This window comes from Isoptericola sp. NPDC057559 (assembly GCF_042801555.1).
Classification (GTDB): domain Bacteria; phylum Actinomycetota; class Actinomycetes; order Actinomycetales; family Cellulomonadaceae; genus Isoptericola.
The window spans coordinates 91,979-113,921 of record NZ_JBHVFQ010000004.1 but is presented as its reverse complement, the minus strand read 5'-3'; the positions used below and the strand labels follow the sequence as shown (position 1 = coordinate 113,921).

Genomic DNA, 21,943 nt, shown 5'->3' with positions numbered 1-21,943 from the left:
CGGGCGACGCCGCGTCGCGTTCGAACGCTTGTTCGAACACTGCCAGTAGACGTCGGACGCGGCCGACCTGTCAACCGCGCAGGCCCGCGCCCCGGACGCCGCGCCGTCACCCTCCGCCGCGCACCGACCGCACGTCGTCGTACGCTCTCCTCGCCGCGCCACACCCCGCGCGGCGACCCCCGGCCCGGCCGGAGGAGCACCGCGGCGACGAGGAGGTCGTGCCCGTGCAGACGCCCGACGCGACGTCACGCCCCGCCCTGCGCCGGCCCCCGCGCCTCCACCCGAGGAAGGACCACGCATGACCGAGCAGCCCACCGAGCAGCCCACCGAGCAGCCCACCGAGCAGCCCACCGAGCAGCCCACCGAGCAGCCCACCCCGACCCGCACGGCGATCGTCACCGGAGGAGCCCGCGGCATCGGCGCCGCGACCGCCCGCCGCCTCGCCGCCGACGGGCGCGCCGTCGCCGTCCTCGACCTGCTCGAGGAGCAGGCCGCCGAGACGGCCGCGGGCATCGTCGCCGCCGGCGGCCGCGCGATCGGGATCGGCGCGGACGTCGCCGACGCCGAGGCCGCCGAGGCCGCCGTCGCCCGCGTGACCGACGAGCTGGGCGCGCCCACCATCCTGGTCAACAACGCCGGCATCCTGCGCGACAACCTGCTGTTCAAGATGTCCGAGGACGACTGGGACGCCGTGCTGCGCGTGCACCTGCGGGGCGCCTTCGTCATGTCGCGCGCGGTGCAGTCGCACATGGTCTCCGCCGGCTGGGGCCGCATCGTCAACCTGTCCAGCACGTCCGCCCTCGGCAACCGCGGCCAGGCGAACTACTCCGCCGCGAAGGCCGGCATGCAGGGCTTCACCAAGACCCTCGCGATCGAGCTGGGCAAGTTCGGCGTGACGGCCAACGCCGTCGCGCCCGGCGTCGTCGCCACGGAGATGATCGCCGCGACGGCCGCGCGCATCGGCATGACCCTGGACGACTACCTCGCCGCCGCGGCGAAGGACGTGCCCGTGGGTCGCGCCGGGCGGCCCGAGGACATCGCGGCCGCCGTGGCGTTCTTCTGCTCCGAGGAGGCCGGGTACGTCTCCGGGCAGGTGCTCTACGTCGCGGGCGGGCCGAAGGCGTGACCGCACCGATCCGCGTCGCCTCCCCCGCCGCGCTCGCGGACGCGGTCGGGCGGCGGGCCACCGGCGCCTGGCTCACGGTGGACCAGGCGCGGATCGACGCGTTCGCCGACGTCACCGAGGACCACCAGTGGATCCACGTGGACCCGGACCGCGCCGCGTCCGGCCCGTTCGGCACGACGATCGCGCACGGGTTCCTCTCCCTGTCGCTGCTGCCAAGGCTGGCGTCGTCGCTCGTCGAGGTGGGCGGCACCGCGATGGCGATGAACTACGGGCTGGACCGGGTGCGCTTCCTCGCACCCGTGCCGGCGGGCGCGCGCGTCCGCGCGGCCACGGAGCTCACGGGCGCGGAGACCGTCGCGCGGGGCGTGCGGCTGGCCTCGACCGTGACCGTCGAGATCGAGGGCGCTCAGCGGCCGGCCCTCGTCGCGCAGACCCTGGCGCTCTACGTCCCGGCTCCCTAGGCGGCGCCCCGGACGGCACAGCCGTCCGAGGATGCGCAGCATCAGATGCATATCTATGCATCGACGAGTCCCCGTGTCGCCCCCGTCTTCCCGCATCGGTCGCATACATGTACGGTTCACAACATCATCATGCAGCGGTCGGCTGAGGTGTCGTCGCCTCCCGGCCCGTCACGGAGGTGCGCCGACCATGCAGCCACTGACCCCCCGGGGATTCCGCAGCACGACCATGAACATGGGCCTCAAGGACAGCGGTCACGACTTCGCCGTCGTCGTGTCCGAGGTGCCGGCCCGCTCGGCCGCGGTGTTCACCCGGTCCCGGTTCGCCGGGCCGAGCGTGCTCCTGAGCCGCGGGTCCGCCCCGGCTCAGCGCAGCAGGGGGATGGTCGTCCTCTCGCGCAACGCCAACGTGGCCACCGGCCCGGTCGGCGCCGAGCACGCCGCCGAGGTGCGCCGCCGGGTGGCCGAGGTCGTCGGCATCGCCCCCGAGGAGCTGGTCATCGGCTCCACGGGCGTGATCGGCCGGCCCTATCCGATGGACGGCATCCGGGCCGGGATCGACTCCCTCCGCTGGCCCTTCCCCGAGGCGGACCTCCCCGCCGCGGCCGCCGCGATCATGACGACCGACACCCGCCCCAAGCACCGGAGCGTCCGCGTCGGCGACGCGGTCCTGACCGGCATCGCCAAGGGCGTCGGCATGATCGAGCCGAACATGGCCACCCTGCTCACGTTCTTCTTCACCGACGCCGACGTCGCCGCCGACGACCTCGACGCCGTCTTCCGCCGGGTCATGGACCGGACGTTCAACGCGCTGAGCATCGACACCGACACGTCCACCAGCGACACGGCGGCCGTCTTCGCCAACGGGCTCGCCGGCCCCGTCGACCTCGCGGCGTTCGAGGAGGCGCTGGAGGAGTGCGCGCTGCACCTCGTCCGATCGATCGCCTCCGACGGCGAGGGCGCGTCGAAGCTCATCGAGGTCCGGGTCACCGGGGCCCGCGACGACGCGCAGGCCAGGCGGGTCGGCAAGGCCGTGGTCAACTCGCCGCTGGTCAAGACCGCGGTGCACGGCGCGGACCCGAACTGGGGCCGGGTCGCCATGGCCGTGGGCAAGCTCGACGCCGAGACCGACGTCGAGCCGGCGCGCGTGCGCATCGCGTTCGGCGACCTGCCGATGCACCCCGCCGAGCCCGACGACGCGCTCCTGGCGCGCGCCGCCGACTACCTCCGGGCCGACGAGGTCGTCATCGGGGTCGACCTCGGCATCGCCGCCGGCGCGTTCACCGTCTACGGCTGCGACCTGACCGAGGGGTACGTGCGCCTCAACGCCGACTACACCTCCTGACCCGCCGGTCGTCGCGCCCTGGCCAGCACGACCGTGGTCGGGCACCATGACCGGCATGGACTTCGAGCGCCCGCTTCCTCCCGACCCGTACTCGCTGCTCCCCGTCCCCACCACGTTCACGCTGAAGAGCGCGGACGTCGCGGAGGGCGAGCCCCTCGACGTCGACTTCAGCGTCGACGGCGCCGACGAGTCGCCGCACCTGGCCTGGTCCGGCGCCCCGGAGGGCACCCGCTCGTACGTGGTGAGCTGCTTCGACCCGGACGCCCCGACGCCGTCGGGCTACTGGCACTGGACGGTCGCCGACGTGCCCGCGGACGTGACGTCCCTGGCCCGCGACGCGGGCGCGGTCGGCGGGGCCGGGCTGCCCGCCGGGGCGTTCCACGTGCCCAGCGACGGCGGGCGCCCCGGCTTCGAGGGCGCCGGCCCGCCGCCCGGGGACCACCCGCACCGCTACGTGTTCGCCGTGCACGCGCTCGACGTGCCGTCGCTCGGGCTGTCGGAGGCGAACAGCCCGGTGCACGTGGCGTTCAACGTCTACTTCCACACCCTCGCGCGCGCCACGCTCACGGCGACCTTCCGGCGATGAGCGGCGCCACGGCCGGGCTCCCGGCCCTCGGCGACCTCGCCTGGGCGCCGGCTCTCGAGCACCCGGACCTGCTCGCCGACCCGGTGCGCGCCGCGCTCGAGTCCTGGGCGGCCGACGACGACCGGGTGGCCCGGCAGGTCGCGGTGGTCGAGATCGACCCGGACCATGCGGACACCGCCACGCTCAACGCGCTGCACGGCCTGCCGCCCGAGGCGTCCGCGAACTGCGTGGTCGTGGCCGGCCGCCGGGGCGACGTGGAGCGGGTCGCGGCGTGCGTCGTCACGGCCCGCACGTTCGCCGACGTGAACACCCGGGTGCGCAAGCTCCTCGACGCCCGCAAGGCGTCGTTCCTGCCCATGGACCGCGCCACGGCGGAGTCCGGCATGGAGTACGGCGGCATCACTCCCGTCGGCCTGCCCACCGGGTGGCGCGTGCTCGTGGACTCCCGGTTCGCCGCGCCCGGCGCGCTGGCGCTGATGGGCTCGGGCGTGCGCCGCTCCAAGCTGCTCATGCCCGGCGAGCTGCTGTGCGCGCTGCCGGGTGTCGAGGTGATCGAGGACCTCGGCGTGGAGCGCGGCTGACCCCGCCCCGGGGACGACGACGCCCCGCCCCCGGTCGTGGGGGGCGGGGCGTCGTCGTTCGGCCTCGCCGTCAGGCGCGCGGGACGCTCAGCACTCGGCGTTCATGACTCCGCGTTCAAGACTCCGCGTTCAGCACTCCGCGCGGCCGCGGCGCCAGTAGCCCATGAAGGCGACCGCCTTGCGGTCCACGCCCTTCTCGGAGACGAGGTAGCGGCGCAGCGTCTTGATGGAGCCGGCCTCGCCGGCGAGCCACGCGTAGAGCACGGTGTCCTGCGCGAGCGGCTGGCCGGTCGCGTCGACGGGGACCTCCCAGAGGATGTCCGCGTCGATGTCGACGTCGGGCAGCTCGCCGTCCAGGTCGACGCCGGCGGCGGTGAGGGCCGGGCGGTCGCCCTCGGTCTCGAGCAGCTCGGGCGCCACGGGGGCGTCGGACGAGGGGCGCACGCCCATGGCGAGCAGCCGGTCGGCCGCCTCCTTCACGGCGGGGACGAGCACGTCGCCGTGCTCGCGGTCCTCGCGCGGCAGCCAGGAGATCCGCACGCCGGCGGGCGCGGCCAGCGTCCAGCGGTCCTCGCGGTGCGGGACCTCGAGGAAGACCTCGCCGACGGCGTCGTCGGGCAGCGACTCGCAGATGGCCGCGATCGCGGGGACGGCGGTCTCGTCGCCGGCGAGCAGCAGCGCGTGGCTGCGCTGCGGCGGGTTGAACTCGAGGCCGCCGTGCGGGCCGTCGGTGTACCCGGCGTTGGGGCCCATGATGACGAGCGGGGCGCCCGGCTTGGCGCCGTTGGCCCAGCGGGAGGCGGGCCCGGTGTCGCCGTGCAGCACGATGTCGACGTCCACCTCGCGCAGGTCCTGGCGGACGGTGCGGACGGTGTAGGTGCGCAGCGGGTTACGACGCTCCTCGGGGAGCGCGCGCCACGACGTGAACCAGTCGGGGTTCTGCCGGTCGAGGTACTCCCAGCCGCCGCACGGCGCGGGGAGGAGGAACTTGATCCGCTGGTCGCGGCCGTTGTCGGCGAAGAGGTGCAGGTCCTCGCCGGTGAACGTGATGCGGATGAACGACGGACACAGCCGGATCACGCGCGAGACCGTGACGTCGAACATGCGGTAGGGCTGCTCGGGGACCACCTGCTGCGTGGTCTGGTCGGCGCGCTCGGTCGCCTCGACGGTCTCGGTCACGGTGGTAAGCCTAACCTCACCTCGCCGGGGGTCCGCAAGGCTGGGTGACCGGCATCACACCGACGGCGCGCTCGTCGCGCGGACCACCACGACGGGGCAGGCCGACGTCCGCACCAGCGTGTGCGTGGCGGAGCCCAGCAGCAGGGAGGCGAAGCCGCCGCGCCCCCGGGTGCCCACCAGCAGCCGCTCGGCATCCTCCGCCTCCCGGTGCAGCACGCGTGCCACCTGCCCCTCGCGGGTCAGGCCCACGACCTCGAGGGCGCCGTCGGCCGCGCCCCGCTCGCGCAGCCGCTCCTCCACGCGGGCCATCGCCTTCTCCAGCACCGTGCCGGCGTCGGCCTCCGTGATGTCGTGGCCCTCGTGCTCGGAGGGGCCGCGCGACGTCACCCACTCGGTGACGCCCGGGCGCCACACGACGACGACGCGCAGCGTGCGCCCGAGCTCCCACGCCGTGCCGGAGGCGGCGTCGAGCGCCAGCCCCGCGGGCTCCGAGCCGTCGTAGCCGACGACGACGGGCGCGTCCGGGGGCAGGTCGGGGCGCACCCCGTCGGCGGGCACCACGACGACCGGGCAGTGCGCGTGCGCGGTCACCTGCAGCACCACGGTCCCCCGCACGGCCTCGTACAGCCCACCGTGCCGCGACGCGCCGAGCACGAGCGCGCCGGCGTCGGCGGACACGCCCACCAGCGCCGAGGCGGGCGAGGCGTACTCGACGAACGTCTCGGTCTCCACGCCGGGCGCGACGTCGCGGGCGCGCGCCGCGGCCTCCTCGACCACCGGCCACGCGCCGCCGTCGCCACGCTCCCCCAGGTCGCCGCCGTGGGGGTGGACGGCGGTCCCCGTGTCGTGGGCGTCGCGCACGTAGACGACGCGCAGCACGGCGCCGCGCATGCGGGCCTCGCGCGCCGCCCACGCCAGGGCGACGTCGGCGGGTCCCGACGCGTCGTAGCCCACCACCACCGGGGCGGCCTGGTGCTCGCTCACCCCGCCATCGTCTCTCGGGGCGGCCCCGCTCGACACCGCGCCGGCACCGCCGCGACGGTCGGTCGGGCCGGGTCAGGCGGTGCCGCGACCCCGCGACCGCCAGAGCAGGTAGACGAAGTACGGCGCGCCCAGCAGCGCGGTGCCGAGCCCGGCGGGGATCTGCCCGGGGGCGATGACGACGCGGCCGACGGTGTCCGCGACGGACACCAGCACGGCGCCGAGCAGGATGGCGACGGGCAGCACGCGGGTGTGCCGGGCGCCGACCAGCGCCCGCGCGGCGTGCGGCGCGACGAGGCCGACGAAGCCGATGACACCGACCGCGCAGACGGCGGCCGCGGTGGTCAGGGCCGCCGCCGCGAGCAGCACGAGGCGCGTGCGGTCGACGGCGAGGCCGAGCACGCGGGGCGTGTCCTCGTCGAGGGCGAGCACGTCGAGCTCGCGGCGGTAGGTCGCGGCGAGCGGCACCATCACGACGAGCGCCAGCGCGACGGGCAGCAGCTGCTCGAGGCTGCGCCCGTACGTGGAGCCCGAGAGCCACGTGAGCGCGAGGTTGACGTCCCACGGCGAGATCACGAGGACGACCAGCGTGATGAGCGCCGTCGTGCCCGCCTGCGCGCCGATCCCGACCAGGACGAGCCGTTCCGAGCCGAGGCCGCCGCGCGACGAGAGCAGGTACACGAGGGCGAAGACGACGAGCGCGCCGATCCCGGCGGCGGCGGACATGGACCAGATCCCGACGCCCGGCACGAGCAGGATCGTGAGGACCGCGCCGAGGCCCGCGCCCGACGTCACGCCGAGCAGGCTGGGCTCGGCGAGCGGGTTGCGGCACACCGCCTGCACGATCGTCCCGGCGAGCGCCAGCGCCCCGCCCGCGAGGACGGCGGCGAGCACCCGCGGCACGCGCTGGTCGAGGACGAACGAGACCTGCCGCCCGGCGGCGCCCTGGACCCAGTTCGCGACGTCGCCCAGCAGCACGATCCGGTCCCCCAGCAGGAGCCCGGCGACCACCGCGGCGACGAGGGCGGCGACCAGCACCACGAGCACGGTGACCACCCTGGCCCGCGACCGGGGCCGGCCGAGCGCGCCGCGGGCGCCCCGCGCGCCGGTCCCGGAGTCGCGCAGGCGGCGCGCCATCCACACGAGGATCCCGGCGCCGAGCACGGTCGTCACGACGCCCGTGGGCACCGCGACGGACGCCTGGCCCGGCAGGACGGCGCGCAGCAGCACGTCGGAGCCGAGCACCACGATCACGCCGACGAGCGCCGCGAAGGGCAGGAGCAGCACGTGCCGGCCGAGGCCGGGCACCTTGCGCCCCACGAGCCGGGCGATGACGGGGGCGGCGAGGCCGACGAAGCCGATGGGGCCGGCGACGGTCACGGCGATCGCGGCGAGCAGCACCGCCGCCAGGACCGCGAGCACCCGGGTGCGGCGCACGTCGATGCCGAGCACGCGCGCGGCGTCGTCGCCGAGGCCGAGCAGGTCGAGCCGGCGGGCGAGCAGCAGCGCGACCACGACGCCGACGGCGACGACCGGCGCGGCGAGGCTCACGGTCCGCGTGCCGGACTGCACGATGCTGCCGCTGCCCCACGCGAACAGGCCGGTGGTCTCCTGCTCGAAGAGGACGAGCAGCACCATCGTCAGCGAGTGCAGGGCCAGCATGATGGCCGACCCGGCCAGGACGAGCCGCGTGGGCCCGTCCGCCCCGCCGCGGGCGAGGGCGAGCACGAGCCCGGCGGCGGCCAGCCCGCCGACGAAGGCGAGGCCGCCCTGCAGGTAGAACGGCACGGTGAGGCCGAGCGCGGCCGCCGCGACCACCGTGACGTAGGCGCCCGCGTTGACCGCGAGCGTGTCCGGCGAGGCGAGCGGGTTGCGCGCCACCGACTGGAGCACCGCGCCGGCGACCCCCAGCGCGACCCCGACGAGCAGCCCCGCGAGCAGGCGCGGCAGCCGGGAGGACAGGAGCACCGCGACCGTGCCGTCGGTGTCCGCACCGACGGCGGCACGCAGCACGTCCAGCGCGCCGACGTCCGCCGTGCCCTGGGCGAGGTGGACGGCGGACAGCACGAGGACGGCGACGACGGCGAGCACGAACGCCGCGGCCACGCGGACGGGCGCCGCCCGCCGCCCCGGCGCGGTGGCGGGGGCGGCGGACGGCGGGGAGACGGTCACGGACACGTGCGGCGGGCGGTCAGGCGAGCGCGTCGACGAGCGCGTCGATGTACGCGGCGCCCGACAGCGGGCCGCCGAACATCCAGATGCCGTCCGGGATGCGGTGCACGTCGCCCGCGGTGACGAACGGCAGCTGCTTCCAGACCTTGTTGTCCTTGAGACCGTCCGCGAACGGGTCCGCCTCGGAGTCGTTCGCGGCGTACACGAACTTCACGTCGCCGAGCTTCGTGAGGCCCTCGACGTCGGTCTGCGCGAGCCCGTAGTCGGGGTCGCCGCCCTCGGTCCAGGCGTCCTTGAGGCCGACGGCCTCGCCGAGCGCGCCGAAGAACGACCCCGGCGTGTACAGGCGGACGGACACCGTGCCGTTGGCGATCCAGCCGTCGGCCATCGCGAACTCGGCGCCGCCGAGGCCCGCGGCCTCGAGGGCGGACTTGCCCTCGGCGACCTTCGCGTCGAAGTCCTTCAGCGCGGACGCGGCGGCGTCCTGCTGCCCCGTGACCTCGCCGAGGGTCGTCACGGTCTCCTTCATGTACCCGAGCGGGTCCGTGCCGTCCGAGCCGCGCAGCGTCAGGACGGGCGCGACCTCCTCGATCTGCTTGATGACGTTCTCGGGCAGGTCGGTCGTGGTCACGACCAGGTCCGGCTCGAGCGCCGAGATGGCGTCGAGGCTCGGCTCTCCGCGGGTGCCGACGTCGGGCGTGCCCGCGTCGATCGGGGCGACGGTGTCCCAGGTGTTGTAGCCCTTGACGTCGGCCTGGCCGGCCGGCTGCACGCCGAGCGCGACGAGGTTCTCGGTGAGGCCCCACTCGAGCGAGACGACGTCGGTCGCGGGGGCGTCGAGCGTGTGCTCGCCGCGCTCGTCGGTGTAGGTGACGGGGCCGCTGGCGGCCGACGTCTCGGGCGCCGCCTCCGCCGCGGGGTCCTCGGTGGTGCCGCACGCCGCGAGGGCGAGGGCGGCCACCGCGGCGGTGGCGCCGGCGAGCAGCGAACGGGTGGAGGTGCGCATGGGTGTCTCGGTGTCCTTCGTGTCGGCGCGCCGCGGGACGGGCGCGCGGGGGCCGCCGGCGCGGGCCGGCGGGAGTCTCGGTGGGGTCGGGTCAGGCGCGCGCGTCGTGCCGGCCGACGGCCTCGCAGCGGGTCCGGCCGGTGTCCGGGTGGGTCGTGACCTCGACGCGGATGCCGTAGACCTCGGTGAGGAGCTCGCTGGTGAGCACCTCGGCCGCCGGGCCGGAGGCCCGCACCTCGCCGCGGTGCAGCACCACGACGTGGTCGGCGACGGCGGCGGCCTGGTTGAGGTCGTGCAGGACGACGCCGACGGCCACGCCGTGCTCGGCGGCGAGGTCCCGCATCAGGTCGAGCAGCTCCACCTGGTAGCGCAGGTCGAGGTAGGTCGTGGGCTCGTCGAGCAGCACGACGCCGGTGTCCTGCGCGAGGCAGGTCGCGAGCCACACGCGCTGCAGCTCGCCCCCGGACAGCTCGTCGACGCCCCGCTCGGCCATGTCGGCGACGCCCGTGACCTCCATGGCGTGCGCGATGGCGCGCGGCCCGTCGGCGTCGGCGGAGCGGAACCGCCCGCGGTAGGGGTGCCGGCCGTAGGCGACGACGTCTCGCACGGTGACGCCGCTGGGCGTGGGGTGGCTCTGCGAGAGCAGCGTGACCCGGCGGGCGAAGTCCTTCGGGTGCAGCGCCAGGGCGTCGGTCGCGCCGTCGCCGTCCGTGCCGCCGGCGCCGGCGGTGCCGGCGGCGGCGAGGGTGACGCTGCCCTGGTCGGGGCGGTGCAGCCGCGCGAGCGAGCGCAGCAGCGTCGACTTGCCCGAGCCGTTGGGGCCCAGCAGCGCGGTCACCTGGCCCGGCCGCAGCTCGATCGCGGCGCCGTCGACGACGGTGCGGCGGTCGTAGGAGAGCCGCAGGTCGCGCCCGGCCAGCGCGACGGCGGGGCGGGCGGCGAGCACGGGGGGCACCGACGGCACCAGGGTCTGACTCACGTAGGTGAGGCTAACCTTCACCGAAACAATTCGTCATCCCCCTGTTGCGTAATTCTGTGTGACTCGGGTCACGCCACCCCCTCCGGAGCTGTTGACACGGGCCACCGTCGATGACAGCGTTATCACGCCCTGGTCTAGACCAATGGAGGTACTCATGACCATGCCCACGAGACCCCGCAACGCCGCGGGGATGCTCTCCGCCGCCGCGCTCCTCGCGGCCGCGGCCGTCGCCGTCCCGTCCGCCGCCGCGGCCGCCCCAAGCCCGCTCGCCCCGTCCGCCCTGGCGGCCCCCACCGGCACCGCCGGCACCGACCTGCCGGTCGTCAGCCCCGCACCGCAGCAGATGTGGCGCGCCGGCCGCGACGTGCCGCTCACCGGCAACGTCGGCGTCGTCGTCGACGAGCACACCGACCCCGCCGCCCGCGACGCGCTGGTCCGGACCCTGCGCGCGCACGGGGTCGACCGGGTGCGCGTGACGGGCCCCGCCGAGGCAGGCGCCCACGGTCGCGCACCGCTGCAGATCCTGCTCGGCGACGCGGGGCGCGCGGACGTGCGCTCCGCGCTCGGGGACGTGTCCGTCCCCGACCACGCGGAGGCCTACGCGCTCCGCGTCGACCGCGGCGCCGGTGGACGCGTCGGCACCGTGACCCTCGCCGGCGCCGACGCGGCCGGGCAGTTCTACGCCGTGAAGTCGCTCGAGCAGCTCCTCGTCACCCGCGGCCACGACACGACGATCGCCGGCGCCGCCGTGCAGGACTTCCCGTCCATGCCGCTGCGCGGCACCATCGAGGGCTTCTACGGCGAGCCGTGGACGAGCGCCGAGCGCCTCGACCAGATGGCCTTCTACGGCGACCTCAAGGCGAACACGTACGTCTACGCGCCCAAGGACGACCCCTACCACCGCGAGCAGTGGCGCGACCCCTACCCCGCGGACGAGCTCGCCGGGCTCGCGGAGCTCGTCGACGCGGCCACCGCGAACCACGTGCGCTTCACGTTCGCCCTCTCCCCCGGCAACAGCATCTGCTACACCAGCGACGCCGACATGGCCGCCCTCGAGGCCAAGTTCCAGGCCCTGTACGACGTCGGGGTGCGGGCCTTCAACGTGCCGCTCGACGACATCGACTACTCGCGCTGGGCGTGCGACTCGGACCGCGCCGCGTACGGCGACCCGTCGCCGGGGGCCGCCGGCCAGGCCCAGGCCGACTTCCTCACCCGGGTGCAGCAGGGGTGGATCGAGACGCACGACGGCGCCCGGCCGCTCCAGATGGTGCCGACCGAGTACTACAACACGACCGAGTCGCCCTACAAGGCCGCGCTGCGCACCATGGACGACGACGTCGTCGTCATGTGGACCGGCAACGACGTCGTGCCGCAGTCGATCTCCGTCGCCCAGGCGGTCGAGGCCGACACCGTGTTCGGCGGGCCCACGTTCCTCTGGGACAACTATCCCGTGAACGACTACGGGCAGACCAGCGGCCGGCTCCTGCTCGCGCCCTACGACAAGCGCGAGCCCGGCCTCTCCGACCACCTCGCGGGGCTCGTCTCCAACCCGATGAACCAGGCCGCGGCCAGCAAGGTCGCCGTCTTCGGCATGCTCGACTTCGCGTGGCACGACCGCGGCTACGACCGGGACCGCGGCTGGGACGAGGCGATGCGCTACCTCGCCCACGACGACGAGCGTGCGGTCGACGCGCTCCTCGCGTTCGGCGACCTCAACCACCTCGCGCCCAGCTTCGGCGACCCGTGGCAGCCGCAGGCCCCGGCTCTCGCGGCCGACGTCGACCGGTTCTGGGACCGCTGGGAGGCCGGCGACCGGCAGGCCGCGGTCGACGGGCTGCGGCGCCGCGCCGAACTGGTCGCCGCGATCCCCGAGACGCTGCGGTCCGCGGACGTCGACCCCGGGTTCCTGTCCGACGCGAAGCCCTGGCTGGACGCCGACGACCTGTGGGGCGACGCCTTCGTCGCGACCCTCGATGCCGCGCAGGCCGACCTCGACGGCGACACGGCCGCCCGCGACGCCCTCCTCGCCCGGGCGAAGGCGTCCGCCGCCTCGGCGGCGAAGGTCCTCGTGGACCCGCCGGACAACCGGTGGGGCGTCGCCCCGGTGAAGCTGGGCGACGGCGTGCTCGACACGTTCCTGCGCGACCTGGGGGCCGACCTGGCCTCCTGACGCGGTCGGAACGGGGGCGAGGGGTCGGCGCACGACCCCTCGCCCTCGCGCGTCCCCGGTCAGGACCCGCCCGGCCCCTCGCCGTCCGCGCCCTGGAGCCACATCACCCCGAGCCGGTGCAGCATCGCCGCGGCGCCCGCACCGTGCATGACGGCCCGCTCCCCCATCGCCGAGTAGCGCGGGCGGCGCACGTCGCTCGGCGGCAGCCGCCTGGCCAGGGCCGCCTCGATCGTGTCGAGGAGCCGCGGACCCGCCCGCCGCACCGGCCCGTCGACCACCACGTCCGCGACGTCGAGGATCGCGACCTGGGCGCAGATCAGCGCCGCCAGCCCCTCCGCCGCGCGGTCGACGCGCGCGGCCAGGGCCCGCAGCTCCGCGGGCGCCGGCCCGTCCCCGAGGGCCGCGACGTCGTCGAGCCGCTCGAGCGGCAGCCCCTCCAGCACGGCGGGCAGGCCCGCCACCGTCTCGAGGCAGCCGCGCCGCCCGCACGAGCAGAGGCGGTCGCTCACGCCGAGGTCGATGTGACCGACCTCGCCCGCGCGCTGCCGGTCGCCGAGGTGGACGCGCCCGTCGAGGAGCACGGCCGAGCCGACACCCGTGTCGACGTGCAGCACGACGACCCCCGCGCCCGGCGCACCCTGGTGGGAGACCTCCGACAGCGCCACCGCCGTCGCGTCGTTCACCAGGACGACCTCGTGCCCGAGGACGGCCGACAGCGGGCCGGCGAGGTTCACGTCCTGCCAGCCGAGCTGCAGGGCCTCGGTGACCCCGCCGTCCGGGGAGACGATGCCGGGCACGGCGACGCCCACCGCGAGCACGTCGCGGCCGTCGCGCTCGACCAGCCCGGCGAGCAGCGGGGCCAGGACCCCGACCACGTCGCCGGGCGTCGGGCCCGCCGGCAACGGCATCTCCGCGATCGCGCCGATCGCGCCGTCGAGCCCGCCGATCCCGGCGCGCACGCCGCCCGGCGTCACGTCGGCCATCAGCAGGCAGGAGTGCTGGGTGTCGACCCGCAGCGGCGTCGCCGGCTTGCCGCGCCCCTGCGGCCTGCCCGCCCCCTCGGCGACGAGGCGCCGGGCCACCAGGTCCTGCACGATCTCGGACACCACCGCCCTCGCGAGCCCGACCGACCGGGCGATGTCGGCCCGCGAGACCTCACCGGCGCCGCTCAGCACGCTCTGCAGCACCAGCCGGGTGTTGCGCTCGCGCAGGTCCGCGGGGGTCGCCTTCTGCGCGACGCGCACCGGTCCCGACGTCATCGACCCTCCCCGCGGCCTCGCGCCCGCCCGGCGGACGGGCCCTACCCGGCCCCGTAGACCGCCAGCTCCTGCAGATGGAGGCTATAGGCATTGGTGGTGTTCCCGAACCCGGTCACCCGCACGAACCGGTAGCTGCCCTCGACGGCGTACCGGTCGCCCACGTCCGTCTGCGGGGCGTGCGCCGTCTTCTCCGCCAGCAGCGTCCACGCCTGCCCGTCCGCGCTGCCCTCCACGCGGTAGAGGTACGACCGGCGGTCGGCGTAGTACGGCGTCACCCGGACCGCCGACAGGTCGTGGGCGGCCCCCAGGTCGACCTGGAGCGACGCGGGCTTCCCGTTGCAGGCCGCCGGGAGGCAGAACCACCCCGTGGACAGGTCGGCGTCGACCGCCTTGGCCGGCTCGCGGCCCGCCTCCGCGCTCGTGGCCGTCACCGACGCCCCCTCGCCGAGCGGGGTGGGCGGCGGGGACGCGCACGCCACCGTCGGGACACCGAAGGACAGCGCGTCGAAGTAGCGGTTCGCGTCCGACTGGTCCACCTGCAGGCGCAGCTGCCGCACCCCCGTGACGTCGACGTCGAGGCGGACGGCCGCCGTGCCGGGGCCCGAGGGGCCGCTGCGGAGCACGCCGGTCTGCGTCAGGAGCCTGCCGTCGCCGTAGACGCGCACGACCACGTCGCCGTCGGCGGTGTGGTTCATCGCGTCGTCGACGCCGACGACGGTCGTGAGCCGGGAGCAGGTGCCGCCCAGCTCGACGCGCACGTCGGCGTTGGAGTTGGTGCCCAGACCCTTCGCGAACGCGACCCCGTCGAGCCGGATCGGCGCGCCGTCGCCGGCCGGGGTGGCGGCCGTGACGGTGTCCCGGGCCACCGGGTGCAGGCCGTCGTGGTTGCGCGACGACGAGAACGCCAGGTCGCTGAGCTGGTACCGCCCCGTCGAGGCGACCGGGAGCACGGCGGACGACGTCCGGACCTGGGACCCGTCGGCACCGTCGGCACCGTCGAAGCGGAGGGTGACGTCGACGGTCACCTCGTCGGTGCCCGCCGGCAGCGCGGCGGTGCGCCGCACGGTCCAGGTCCGCTCGGCCGTCTCCCCGGGCCCGATCTCGTCCGGCTGCCCCCCGGTCGGGACCACCTCGATCCCGGCGGGCGCCGCGACCTCGACGTGGACGCCGGTGGCCGCGGCGAAGTAGTTGGTGTTGGTCACCGACGCGGTCACCTGCGCGGCGTCCGGACCCGTCCCCGACCCCGTGACCGAGCCCGTCGGCCGCAGCGTGAGGGGCACGTCGTACCGGTCGTCCTGCAGGCGGCGGAGCGTGCGCGACGCCTCCCGGTAGGCGTTGCCCGACGGCCGGGTCGGGTAGACCGTGCGGTCCGCGATCCACTCCTCCGCCATCGCGTCCCAGTCGATGTCGGGCACCGCCTCGCCGGTCTCCAGGTGCGCGCGGAGCGCGTCGAACAGGCGCTCCCAGCGCGGCAGGTAGTAGTCGTCCAGCAGGCCGGACCGCTCACGGTAGGCGTAGTCGTGCAGGTCGGTGGTCGCCGGCCCCCAGGAGGTGATCAGCCGGCGCGCGTCCTGCTCGAGGGCGACCGCCTCCTGCGGGTCGCCCGCGGCGGCGCGCGCCTGCGCGGTCCACGGGCCCAGGAGGAAATGCTCGTCGGTGGCCAGGAGGTCGTCCAGCCCGCGCACGTGCCCGGTCCACGACCGGGTGAGGCGGGTGAGCTCGTCGAGGTCGCCGGCCTGGTACGCCGCCTGGATCTGGGGCAGCAGGGTACGGGACCGGTCGGCCACCGACTGCCGCGCGACGTCGACCAGGTCGTACCGGTAGGCGGCGCTGCCGCGCAGCGCCGGGTCGACGTCGAGCAGGGCGGGCAGGGCCTTCGCGAACGCCGCCGGGTCGTAGGCGAAGGCGGCCTGCGCGTAGGTGTGCGGGCGCGTGGTCGAGAGGTTGGGCGTCGCGGCGAACAGGCCGCCGTGACCCGAGGAACGGCCCCCGGTGGGCGGGATGGAGTACGCCGTGCCGGCGAGCACGCGCCACGCCCTGCGCGCGGCGGGGTCGACGCCGCCGTAGCGGGCGTCGGCGTAGACGTCGAACCAGCGGTCGAGGTCGACCGGGCCGTCGTGCCAGGGCAGCTCGGCCAGGAACTCCATCGCGACCGGGTTGTTGCCGCTCGCCTCCGGCAGGATCGCCACGCCGTCCAGGGCGCTGCCCGGGCGCTCGAGCCAGGCCCAGAACCGCTCGTTCCACGCCTTGATCGGCGCCCCCACGGTCAAGTTGCCGCCGAAGTTCCAGATGGACCCGAAGGCGTAGGGCGTGCCCTTCCAGTCGTTGTCCCGGTCGGGCTTCAGCGCGCGGTCGGAGAGCCCGTCCACCACGAGCATGCGGGTCCTGTCGATCGCCGCCACCGTCTCCGGGCGCGGGTTGCTCTGCCAACCGAGGATGACCCAGATCGCGCCCGGGTGGGCCGCCTCGAGCGCGTCCTGCACCGCGACCGACGCGTCGCCCACGGGGATGTCACCGGCGCGCCCGCCCTCGTGCAGCAGGTCCATCTTGAACATCGTCGACGGACCCAGGACGCGTTCCTGCACCGTGTAGAAGCGTGCGGCGACGCGGTCGAAGGTCGGGTCCGTGGGAGCCAGCCAGTCCGGCCTCGTGAACCCGCTCCAGGTGCCCTGCGGCACCGTCTTCGCGCCCGGGTTGCGCTCCTCGAAGTCGGTCGGCACGGTGCCGAAGTACCCGGGCAGCACGGGCGTGATGCCGAGCGAGCGCATCCGGTCGGCGATCCGGCGGCCGAGGTCCGCGCGTTCCTGGAGCAGCCGCTCGCTGACGGGCGTGGTGAAGCCGGACATGTTCTGCAGGAGCCACCACGGCTGATAGCCGGGGGTCGGGACCCAGTGCCGCATCTCCTCCGCCGAGTAGCCGAACGACTGCAGGGTCTCGGCGTAGACGGCATCGGCGCCGACGGGCATGAACATCTCGTTCACGCCGTGCATGGCCGCCACGTCGATCTCCCGCTCCCAGTCCTCGAAGGTGCGGAAGGGGCCGGAGTAGCCGTCCTCGGTGTCGTTGCCGGAGAACCGGTGCGCGACGAGCGACGTCTGCGTGATCGGCTCACGCGGCAGCGGGAGCCGGGGCGGAAGGTCCAGCTGGTCCCCGGTCCAGGAGACGTCCGCCTTCGCGACGTCCTTGAGGTACCAGTTGACGCCCATGAGCAGGGCCGAGGTGCTGCTGCCCTCGACCACCAGCCGACCGCCACGCGCTGCGACCCGGAAGGTCTCGTGCCCGTCGTCGGCCGCGACGGTGGCCAGTCCCACCTGGCCGGCGTACCGCGGGCCGAGCACCCGCCGCAGGACGTCGCGCGCGGGCCGGGTGTCGAACGCCCCCGGGCCGGCCGCCTGCTGAGCCGCGAGATCGTCGGTGCGCGGTGGTGGTCCGGCGGCGCCGGCCGCGCCCGCCCCGGTCGTGGCGAGCATCGCGACGCCCATCAGCGTGGCGATCGCCTTCGTGGAGAACTGCCGCAGCGTCGTGCTCCCGACCATGGTCTGCCCCTTTGCAGCGATTATGATCGCGGCCCAACCTAAACCTGGGCCGGGAGCCGGTCAAGGGTCGTGGCGCCTGCCGCGGACAGTCGCCGGGGTCCCCTAGGGTGCCGCCATGACCGACGACGCGGGGCGAGCAGTCATCGCCGACCTGAGCATGATCCCCAACCCGCAGGCCGTGGACCTCACGGCCATGGTCGAGCTCGGCGGCGTCGAGCAGTTCGTCTCCGTCCGAGGCCGTGACCGCGCGAACCCGGTGCTCGTCGTCTGTCACGGCGGGCCCGCCGTCCCGTCCCTGCCCACCTCGTGGATCTGGCAGCGCGGGGTGGAGGACTACTTCACCGTCGTCAACTACGACCAGCGCGGCAGCGGCAGGTCCGTCGCCGGCGTCGACGACGCCACCGACCTGAGCGTGGACCGCTACGTCGACGACCTGGTCGAGCTGATCGCCTGGCTGCAGGACGAGCTCGGCGTCGAGCGGGTCGGCCTCCTCGGGCACAGCTGGGGGTCGATCCTCGGCGTCCTGCTCGCCCGGCGCCGGCCCGACCTGCTCTGGGCGTACATCGGCGTCGGCCAGGTCATCTCCGGCCCGGACAACGAGTCCGAGGTCTTCGCGCACGCGGTGCGGAGCGCCACCGCCGACGGGAACTCCGAGGCTCTCGCGGAGCTGCGCGCCCTCGGCGACTACCCCGGCGACGAGCCGCTCACCGTCGAGCGCATCGTCGTGTGCCGGCGGTGGGCGCAGCACTACGGCGGCCTGTCCGCCTACCGCGCGGAGTCGATGTACTTCTTCGAGTCCGAGTCGCTGTCGCCGTACTACTCCGCCGACGACCGGGAGCTGATCGGGCAGGGCCAGTCGATCACCCTGCCCCGGGTCCTGTCCGACGTCCTCGCCTTCGACGCGAGCGACCAGGTCGAGTTCGACGTCCCGATGGTCCAGCTCCTCGGCCGGCACGACTTCACGACGCCGACCGCCCCCGTGGAGCGGTGGTTCGACCGCGTCACCGCGCCGTCGAAGGACGTCCTGTGGTTCGAGCACTCGGCGCACCTGTGCATGCACGAGGAGCCCGGCCGGTTCGTCGTCGGTCTGGTGAGCCTGGCGCTGCCGCACGCCGGACGCTGACGACCGGCGTCCGGCCCCGCCCCGGCTAGCGCGTGGCCCAGAACGCCACGGCCGACGCGGCGGCGACGTTGAGCGAGTCCACGCCCCCGGCCATCGGGATCGTGACGACGAGGTCGGCGGTGTCGACCGCGCCGCGCGAGAGCCCGTCGCCCTCGGTGCCGAGCACCAGCGCGAGGCGCTCGGGCGGGTCGGCGACGACGTCGTCGAGGGAGACGGCGTCGTCCGCCAGGGCGAGGGCTGCGACGGTGAAGCCGTCCTCCTGCAGGGCGCGCAGGTCGCCCGGCCACGACTCCAGGCGCGTCCACGGGACCTGGAACACCGTGCCCATGGAGACGCGCACCGACCGGCGGTACAGCGGGTCCGCGCAGCGGGGCGAGACCAGCACGGCGTCCACGCCGAGCGCGGCCGCGGAGCGGAAGATGGCACCCACGTTCGTGTGGTCGACGATGTCCTCCAGCACCGCGACGCGGCGCGCCCCGGCGCCGCCGCGGGCGCCCGCGACCAGCTCGTGCACGCTCGGCAGCACCGGGCGGTGCATGGCCGCGAGCGCCCCGCGGTGCAGGTGGAACCCGGTGATCCGCTGCACCACGTCGTCGCCGCCGACGAAGACGGGCACGTCGGGGTACGCGTCGAGCACGTCGGCCATGGAGTCGAGCCACTTCTCGCCCATGAGGAACGACCGCGGCCGGTGCCCCGCCTCGAGCGCGCGGCGGATCACCGACGACGACTCGGCCATGTACAGCCCCTCGGCGGGCTCGCGAGCGGAGCGGAGCTTCACGTCCTTGAGGTCGGTGTAGTCGTGCAGGCGCGGGTCGGCGGGGTCGGTGACGCGCGTGACGCGATCTGCCAGGGCGCCGGGCTCGGGGGTGCTCACCGGGGCATTCTCCCCCGGGACGGCGGCCGGACCCGCGGCCGGTCCGCCGCGCCGGTCACCGCCCGAGGGCGTCCGCGAGGGTGGGTGCTCCGCCCGACGCGCGCCACGCGCCCGGCGTCGTGCCGTGGCGCCGCACGAAAGCGCGGTGGAAGCCCGGCACGGAGTCGTAGCCGACGCGGCGGGAGACGGCCTCGACGGACGCGTCGCCCTCGCGCAGCAGCCGGGCCGCGGCGTCCAGGCGGCAGCCCGCGACGTACGCCATCGGCGGCTCGCCCACCGTGCCCGTGAAGCGCTCCGCGAAGGCCGACCTGGACAGCCGCGCGACCGCGGCGAGAGACTCCACGGTCCACGGGTCGGCGGGTGCCGCGTGCACGGCCCGCAGCACCGGGCCCAGCGCGGGGTCGCGCAGTGCGGCGATCCACCCGGACGCGGGCTCCTCCGCCTCCAGCCAGCCGCGCACGACGTGCACGAGCAGGACGTCCGCGAGGCGCGCGGTGACGACGTCGGTGCCGGGCCGCGGGCGCCGCACCTCGTGGTCGATCGCGGTGACGAGGGCGCGCAGCCACGCCCTGTCGGGGTCCGCGCCGGAGGCTCCGGGGCCGGGCGCCCGCAGCACGGGAGGGAGGCTCGCCAGCAGGCGGCCCACCCCGGGGTCGGTGAACCCGACCGCCCCGCAGACGAGCGTCGCGGGGCGGCCGCCGCCGGCGATGCGCAGCTGCTCGTAGCGGTCGGCGACCACCGTGCGGTCGACGTCCCAGAGGCCGGTCGCCGGGTCGCCGGCGGCACCGGTGATGCGGTGCCCCGTGCCGTGCGGCACCAGCACCAGGTCGCCGGGCGCCAGGTCGTGGTGCTCACCCTCGACGTCGACGACGGCCCGGCCGTCGAGCAGCAGGTGGAACATCGTGGTGCCCGGCAGCGGCGGCAGCGCGAGCCCCCACGGCTCGGAGAACCGGCCCGTGGAACAGAACACGGCGGTCATCTCGAGGTCGCCCAGCACCTGGGCCCAGGGGTCCTCCTGCGGGAGCCCCGCCCCCGGCACGGGCAGCAGCGTCGCGGCGTCGGCCATGCCGACCATCCTCGCGCCCTCTCGGACGATCGGTCAAGAATCCCGGTGATCGCGGCATGGTTCGTCCGGTCCCCGGGCGGAAGTCTGGGAGCAGACGCCGGACCGCGAGGGCCCGGCCGGAAGGAGGATCGTCATGGACGTGCTGGTGGTCGGAGCGACGCGAGGCACCGGCCTCGCCCTGACCCGTCGCCTCGTGGCGGACGGGCACCGCGTCACCGCGTTCGGGCGGACGGCGAGCACGGCGTTCGCCTCGCCCGTCGAGGGGTCCGTCGACGGGCCGGGCAGCGTGCGGCCGGTGGACGGCGACGCGCTGGACCCCGACGCGGTCGCCAAGGCCGTGGCCGGGCAGGACGCGGTGGTCGTCACGCTCGGCATCTCGGACAACCCGCTCGCCGTGCAGTGGCTGCACCGGTCGAGCACCCCCGCGGACGTCCGCTCGCGCGGCACCGCGACCGTCGTCGCGGCCATGCGGGAGACCGGCGTGCGGCGGCTCGTCGTGCAGAGCACGTACGGGCTCGGGGACTCCTGGCGGCACCTGGACCTCACGTGGAAGCTGGTGTTCCGGTTCGTCATCGGCCGGCAGTTCGTCGACTCGGGGCGGCAGGAGGAGGTGGTGCGCGGCAGCGGGCTGGACTGGACGCTCGTGCGCCCCGTCTCGCTCACCGACGCCGCCGACGGCTCCCCCGCCCACGTCACGACCGACGACACCCGACGCGGCCTGAAGGTCTCCCGGGCGCAGGTCGCGGGCGCGCACGCCGGGGCGCTCGCCGACCCGGGGACCGTCGGCGCCACGCTCAGCGTGTCGGCGTAACGGCGGGCCGCATGTCGGGGCGGCGTGCCAGGATCACGGGCGTGACCACCGACCCCGCCCGCGACGGCGTCGCGCCCGCCGTCGTCCTGCGCGACCGCGTCCCCGCCGACCTGCCCGCCCTCGCCGAGGCCCTCGCCGGCCAGCAGCCGGCGTCGGGCTACCCGCACCGCTGGCCCCTGCCGTTCCCGGTGGAGGACTTCATCGTCCGGCCCGACGAGGAGCGCGCCTGGGTCGCCGAGGTCGACGGCGCGGTCGTCGGGCACGTCAGCGTGACCGCCGTGCCCGACGACCGGTTCGGCGCGATCTGGTCGGCCGGCGCCGGCCGCCCGGTCGACGAGCTGGGCTGCGTCTCGGTCCTGTTCGTCGGCCCGACGGCGCAGGGCCGCGGCGTCGGAGGCGCCCTGCTCGACGTCGCCGTGGCGCACCTGCACGCGCTGGGGCGCACCCCGGTGCTCGACGTCGACGACCGCGACGGCATCGCGCACGCCGTCTACCTGCACCGCGGGTGGCGCGTGGTCGGCGAGGCCCGGTTCGACTGGCAGCGCGAGGGGGCGCCGCCCGCCCGGCTGCTCGTCCTCCCCTGACCGCCAAGGAATCGAGCGTGGGGGGGTTGTAGACCGACCCGGCGGGGGGGGGTGAAAGCACCACCCACCGTTTGCGCGAGGGGGGCGTCCCCCCGGGGGGGCGGCGC

The 21,943-nt window shown here is 75.5% G+C and carries 18 protein-coding genes; 9 read left to right on the top strand and 9 right to left on the bottom strand.

All coding sequences use genetic code 11. The annotated features are described in order from the left end of the window. Positions 1-298 precede the first annotated feature (298 nt). From fabG to ACFU5J_RS06575, 5 genes are all read left to right on the top strand, one after another. Positions 299-1,126, top strand: a complete 828-nt coding sequence (fabG, locus tag ACFU5J_RS06595) for a 3-oxoacyl-ACP reductase FabG (protein ID WP_430578185.1) — start codon at positions 299-301, stop codon at positions 1,124-1,126. Continuing rightward, positions 1,123-1,587, top strand: a complete 465-nt coding sequence (locus ACFU5J_RS06590; RefSeq protein ID WP_430578184.1) for a MaoC family dehydratase — start codon at positions 1,123-1,125, stop codon at positions 1,585-1,587. The genes fabG and ACFU5J_RS06590 overlap by 4 nt, the downstream gene beginning before the upstream one ends. Before the next feature lie 187 nt (positions 1,588-1,774). Next, positions 1,775-2,929: a bifunctional glutamate N-acetyltransferase/amino-acid acetyltransferase ArgJ gene (gene argJ / locus ACFU5J_RS06585; protein ID WP_430578183.1), complete on the top strand. Its 1,155-nt coding sequence runs from the start codon at positions 1,775-1,777 to the stop codon at positions 2,927-2,929. 55 nt (positions 2,930-2,984) lie between these two features. Further along, positions 2,985-3,515: a YbhB/YbcL family Raf kinase inhibitor-like protein gene (locus ACFU5J_RS06580; protein WP_430575467.1), complete on the top strand. Its 531-nt coding sequence runs from the start codon at positions 2,985-2,987 to the stop codon at positions 3,513-3,515. After that, positions 3,512-4,096 carry a YbaK/EbsC family protein gene (locus ACFU5J_RS06575; RefSeq protein ID WP_430578182.1) on the top strand — a complete coding sequence of 195 codons (585 nt, stop codon included), beginning with the start codon at positions 3,512-3,514 and terminating at the stop codon, positions 4,094-4,096. The genes ACFU5J_RS06580 and ACFU5J_RS06575 overlap by 4 nt, the downstream gene beginning before the upstream one ends. A gap of 129 nt (positions 4,097-4,225) precedes the next feature. Here ACFU5J_RS06575 and ACFU5J_RS06570 read toward each other — a convergent pair whose 3' ends face one another. The 5 genes from ACFU5J_RS06570 to ACFU5J_RS06550 form a co-directional block, all read right to left on the bottom strand. Next, positions 4,226-5,275, bottom strand: a complete 1,050-nt coding sequence (locus ACFU5J_RS06570) for a siderophore-interacting protein (protein ID WP_430575465.1) — start codon at positions 5,273-5,275, stop codon at positions 4,226-4,228. 54 nt (positions 5,276-5,329) lie between these two features. Further along, positions 5,330-6,259: a universal stress protein gene (locus tag ACFU5J_RS06565; RefSeq protein ID WP_430575464.1), complete on the bottom strand. Its 930-nt coding sequence runs from the start codon at positions 6,257-6,259 to the stop codon at positions 5,330-5,332. Positions 6,260-6,331: 72 nt separating this feature from the next. Then, positions 6,332-8,434, bottom strand: coding sequence for an iron ABC transporter permease (locus tag ACFU5J_RS06560; protein ID WP_430575463.1), 2,103 nt, complete (start codon positions 8,432-8,434; stop codon positions 6,332-6,334). A 13-nt stretch (positions 8,435-8,447) separates the two neighbouring features. After that, entirely contained in the window at positions 8,448-9,434 is a 987-nt protein-coding gene (locus ACFU5J_RS06555) for an ABC transporter substrate-binding protein (protein WP_430575462.1), read from the bottom strand. Positions 9,435-9,525: 91 nt separating this feature from the next. Beyond that, a complete protein-coding gene (locus ACFU5J_RS06550) occupies positions 9,526-10,413 on the bottom strand; it encodes an ABC transporter ATP-binding protein (protein ID WP_430578181.1) in 888 nt (295 codons plus the stop codon). A gap of 154 nt (positions 10,414-10,567) precedes the next feature. Between ACFU5J_RS06550 and ACFU5J_RS06545 the strand changes: the two genes are divergently transcribed. Continuing rightward, complete coding sequence (locus ACFU5J_RS06545) at positions 10,568-12,583, top strand: beta-N-acetylglucosaminidase domain-containing protein (RefSeq protein ID WP_430578180.1); 2,016 nt, start codon at positions 10,568-10,570, stop codon at positions 12,581-12,583. A gap of 59 nt (positions 12,584-12,642) precedes the next feature. On the opposite strand, the gene ACFU5J_RS06540 is transcribed toward ACFU5J_RS06545, so the two are convergent. Then, positions 12,643-13,842 (bottom strand): ROK family transcriptional regulator, encoded by a 1,200-nt coding sequence (locus ACFU5J_RS06540; protein ID WP_430578179.1) that lies wholly within the window; start codon positions 13,840-13,842, stop codon positions 12,643-12,645. Between the two features lie 41 nt (positions 13,843-13,883). Continuing rightward, on the bottom strand, positions 13,884-17,378 hold the full coding sequence (locus ACFU5J_RS06535; protein WP_430578178.1) for an alpha-N-acetylglucosaminidase TIM-barrel domain-containing protein: 3,495 nt from the start codon (positions 17,376-17,378) through the stop codon (positions 13,884-13,886). 115 nt (positions 17,379-17,493) lie between these two features. Here ACFU5J_RS06535 and ACFU5J_RS06530 point away from each other — a divergent pair, with 115 nt between their 5' ends. Continuing rightward, on the top strand, positions 17,494-18,501 hold the full coding sequence (locus tag ACFU5J_RS06530; protein ID WP_430578177.1) for an alpha/beta fold hydrolase: 1,008 nt from the start codon (positions 17,494-17,496) through the stop codon (positions 18,499-18,501). A gap of 25 nt (positions 18,502-18,526) precedes the next feature. Here the strand turns inward: ACFU5J_RS06530 and ACFU5J_RS06525 are convergent, their stop codons facing one another. Together ACFU5J_RS06525 and ACFU5J_RS06520 are read right to left on the bottom strand one after the other, a co-directional pair. Beyond that, positions 18,527-19,375: a TrmH family RNA methyltransferase gene (locus ACFU5J_RS06525; protein ID WP_430578176.1), complete on the bottom strand. Its 849-nt coding sequence runs from the start codon at positions 19,373-19,375 to the stop codon at positions 18,527-18,529. A gap of 55 nt (positions 19,376-19,430) precedes the next feature. Next, on the bottom strand, positions 19,431-20,441 hold the full coding sequence (locus ACFU5J_RS06520) for an AraC family transcriptional regulator (protein ID WP_430578175.1): 1,011 nt from the start codon (positions 20,439-20,441) through the stop codon (positions 19,431-19,433). Positions 20,442-20,574: 133 nt separating this feature from the next. Here ACFU5J_RS06520 and ACFU5J_RS06515 point away from each other — a divergent pair, with 133 nt between their 5' ends. Beyond that, positions 20,575-21,252: an NAD(P)-binding oxidoreductase gene (locus tag ACFU5J_RS06515; protein ID WP_430578174.1), complete on the top strand. Its 678-nt coding sequence runs from the start codon at positions 20,575-20,577 to the stop codon at positions 21,250-21,252. A 41-nt stretch (positions 21,253-21,293) separates the two neighbouring features. Then, complete coding sequence (locus tag ACFU5J_RS06510) at positions 21,294-21,836, top strand: GNAT family N-acetyltransferase (RefSeq protein ID WP_430578173.1); 543 nt, start codon at positions 21,294-21,296, stop codon at positions 21,834-21,836. The last annotated feature ends 107 nt before the right edge of the window (positions 21,837-21,943 follow it).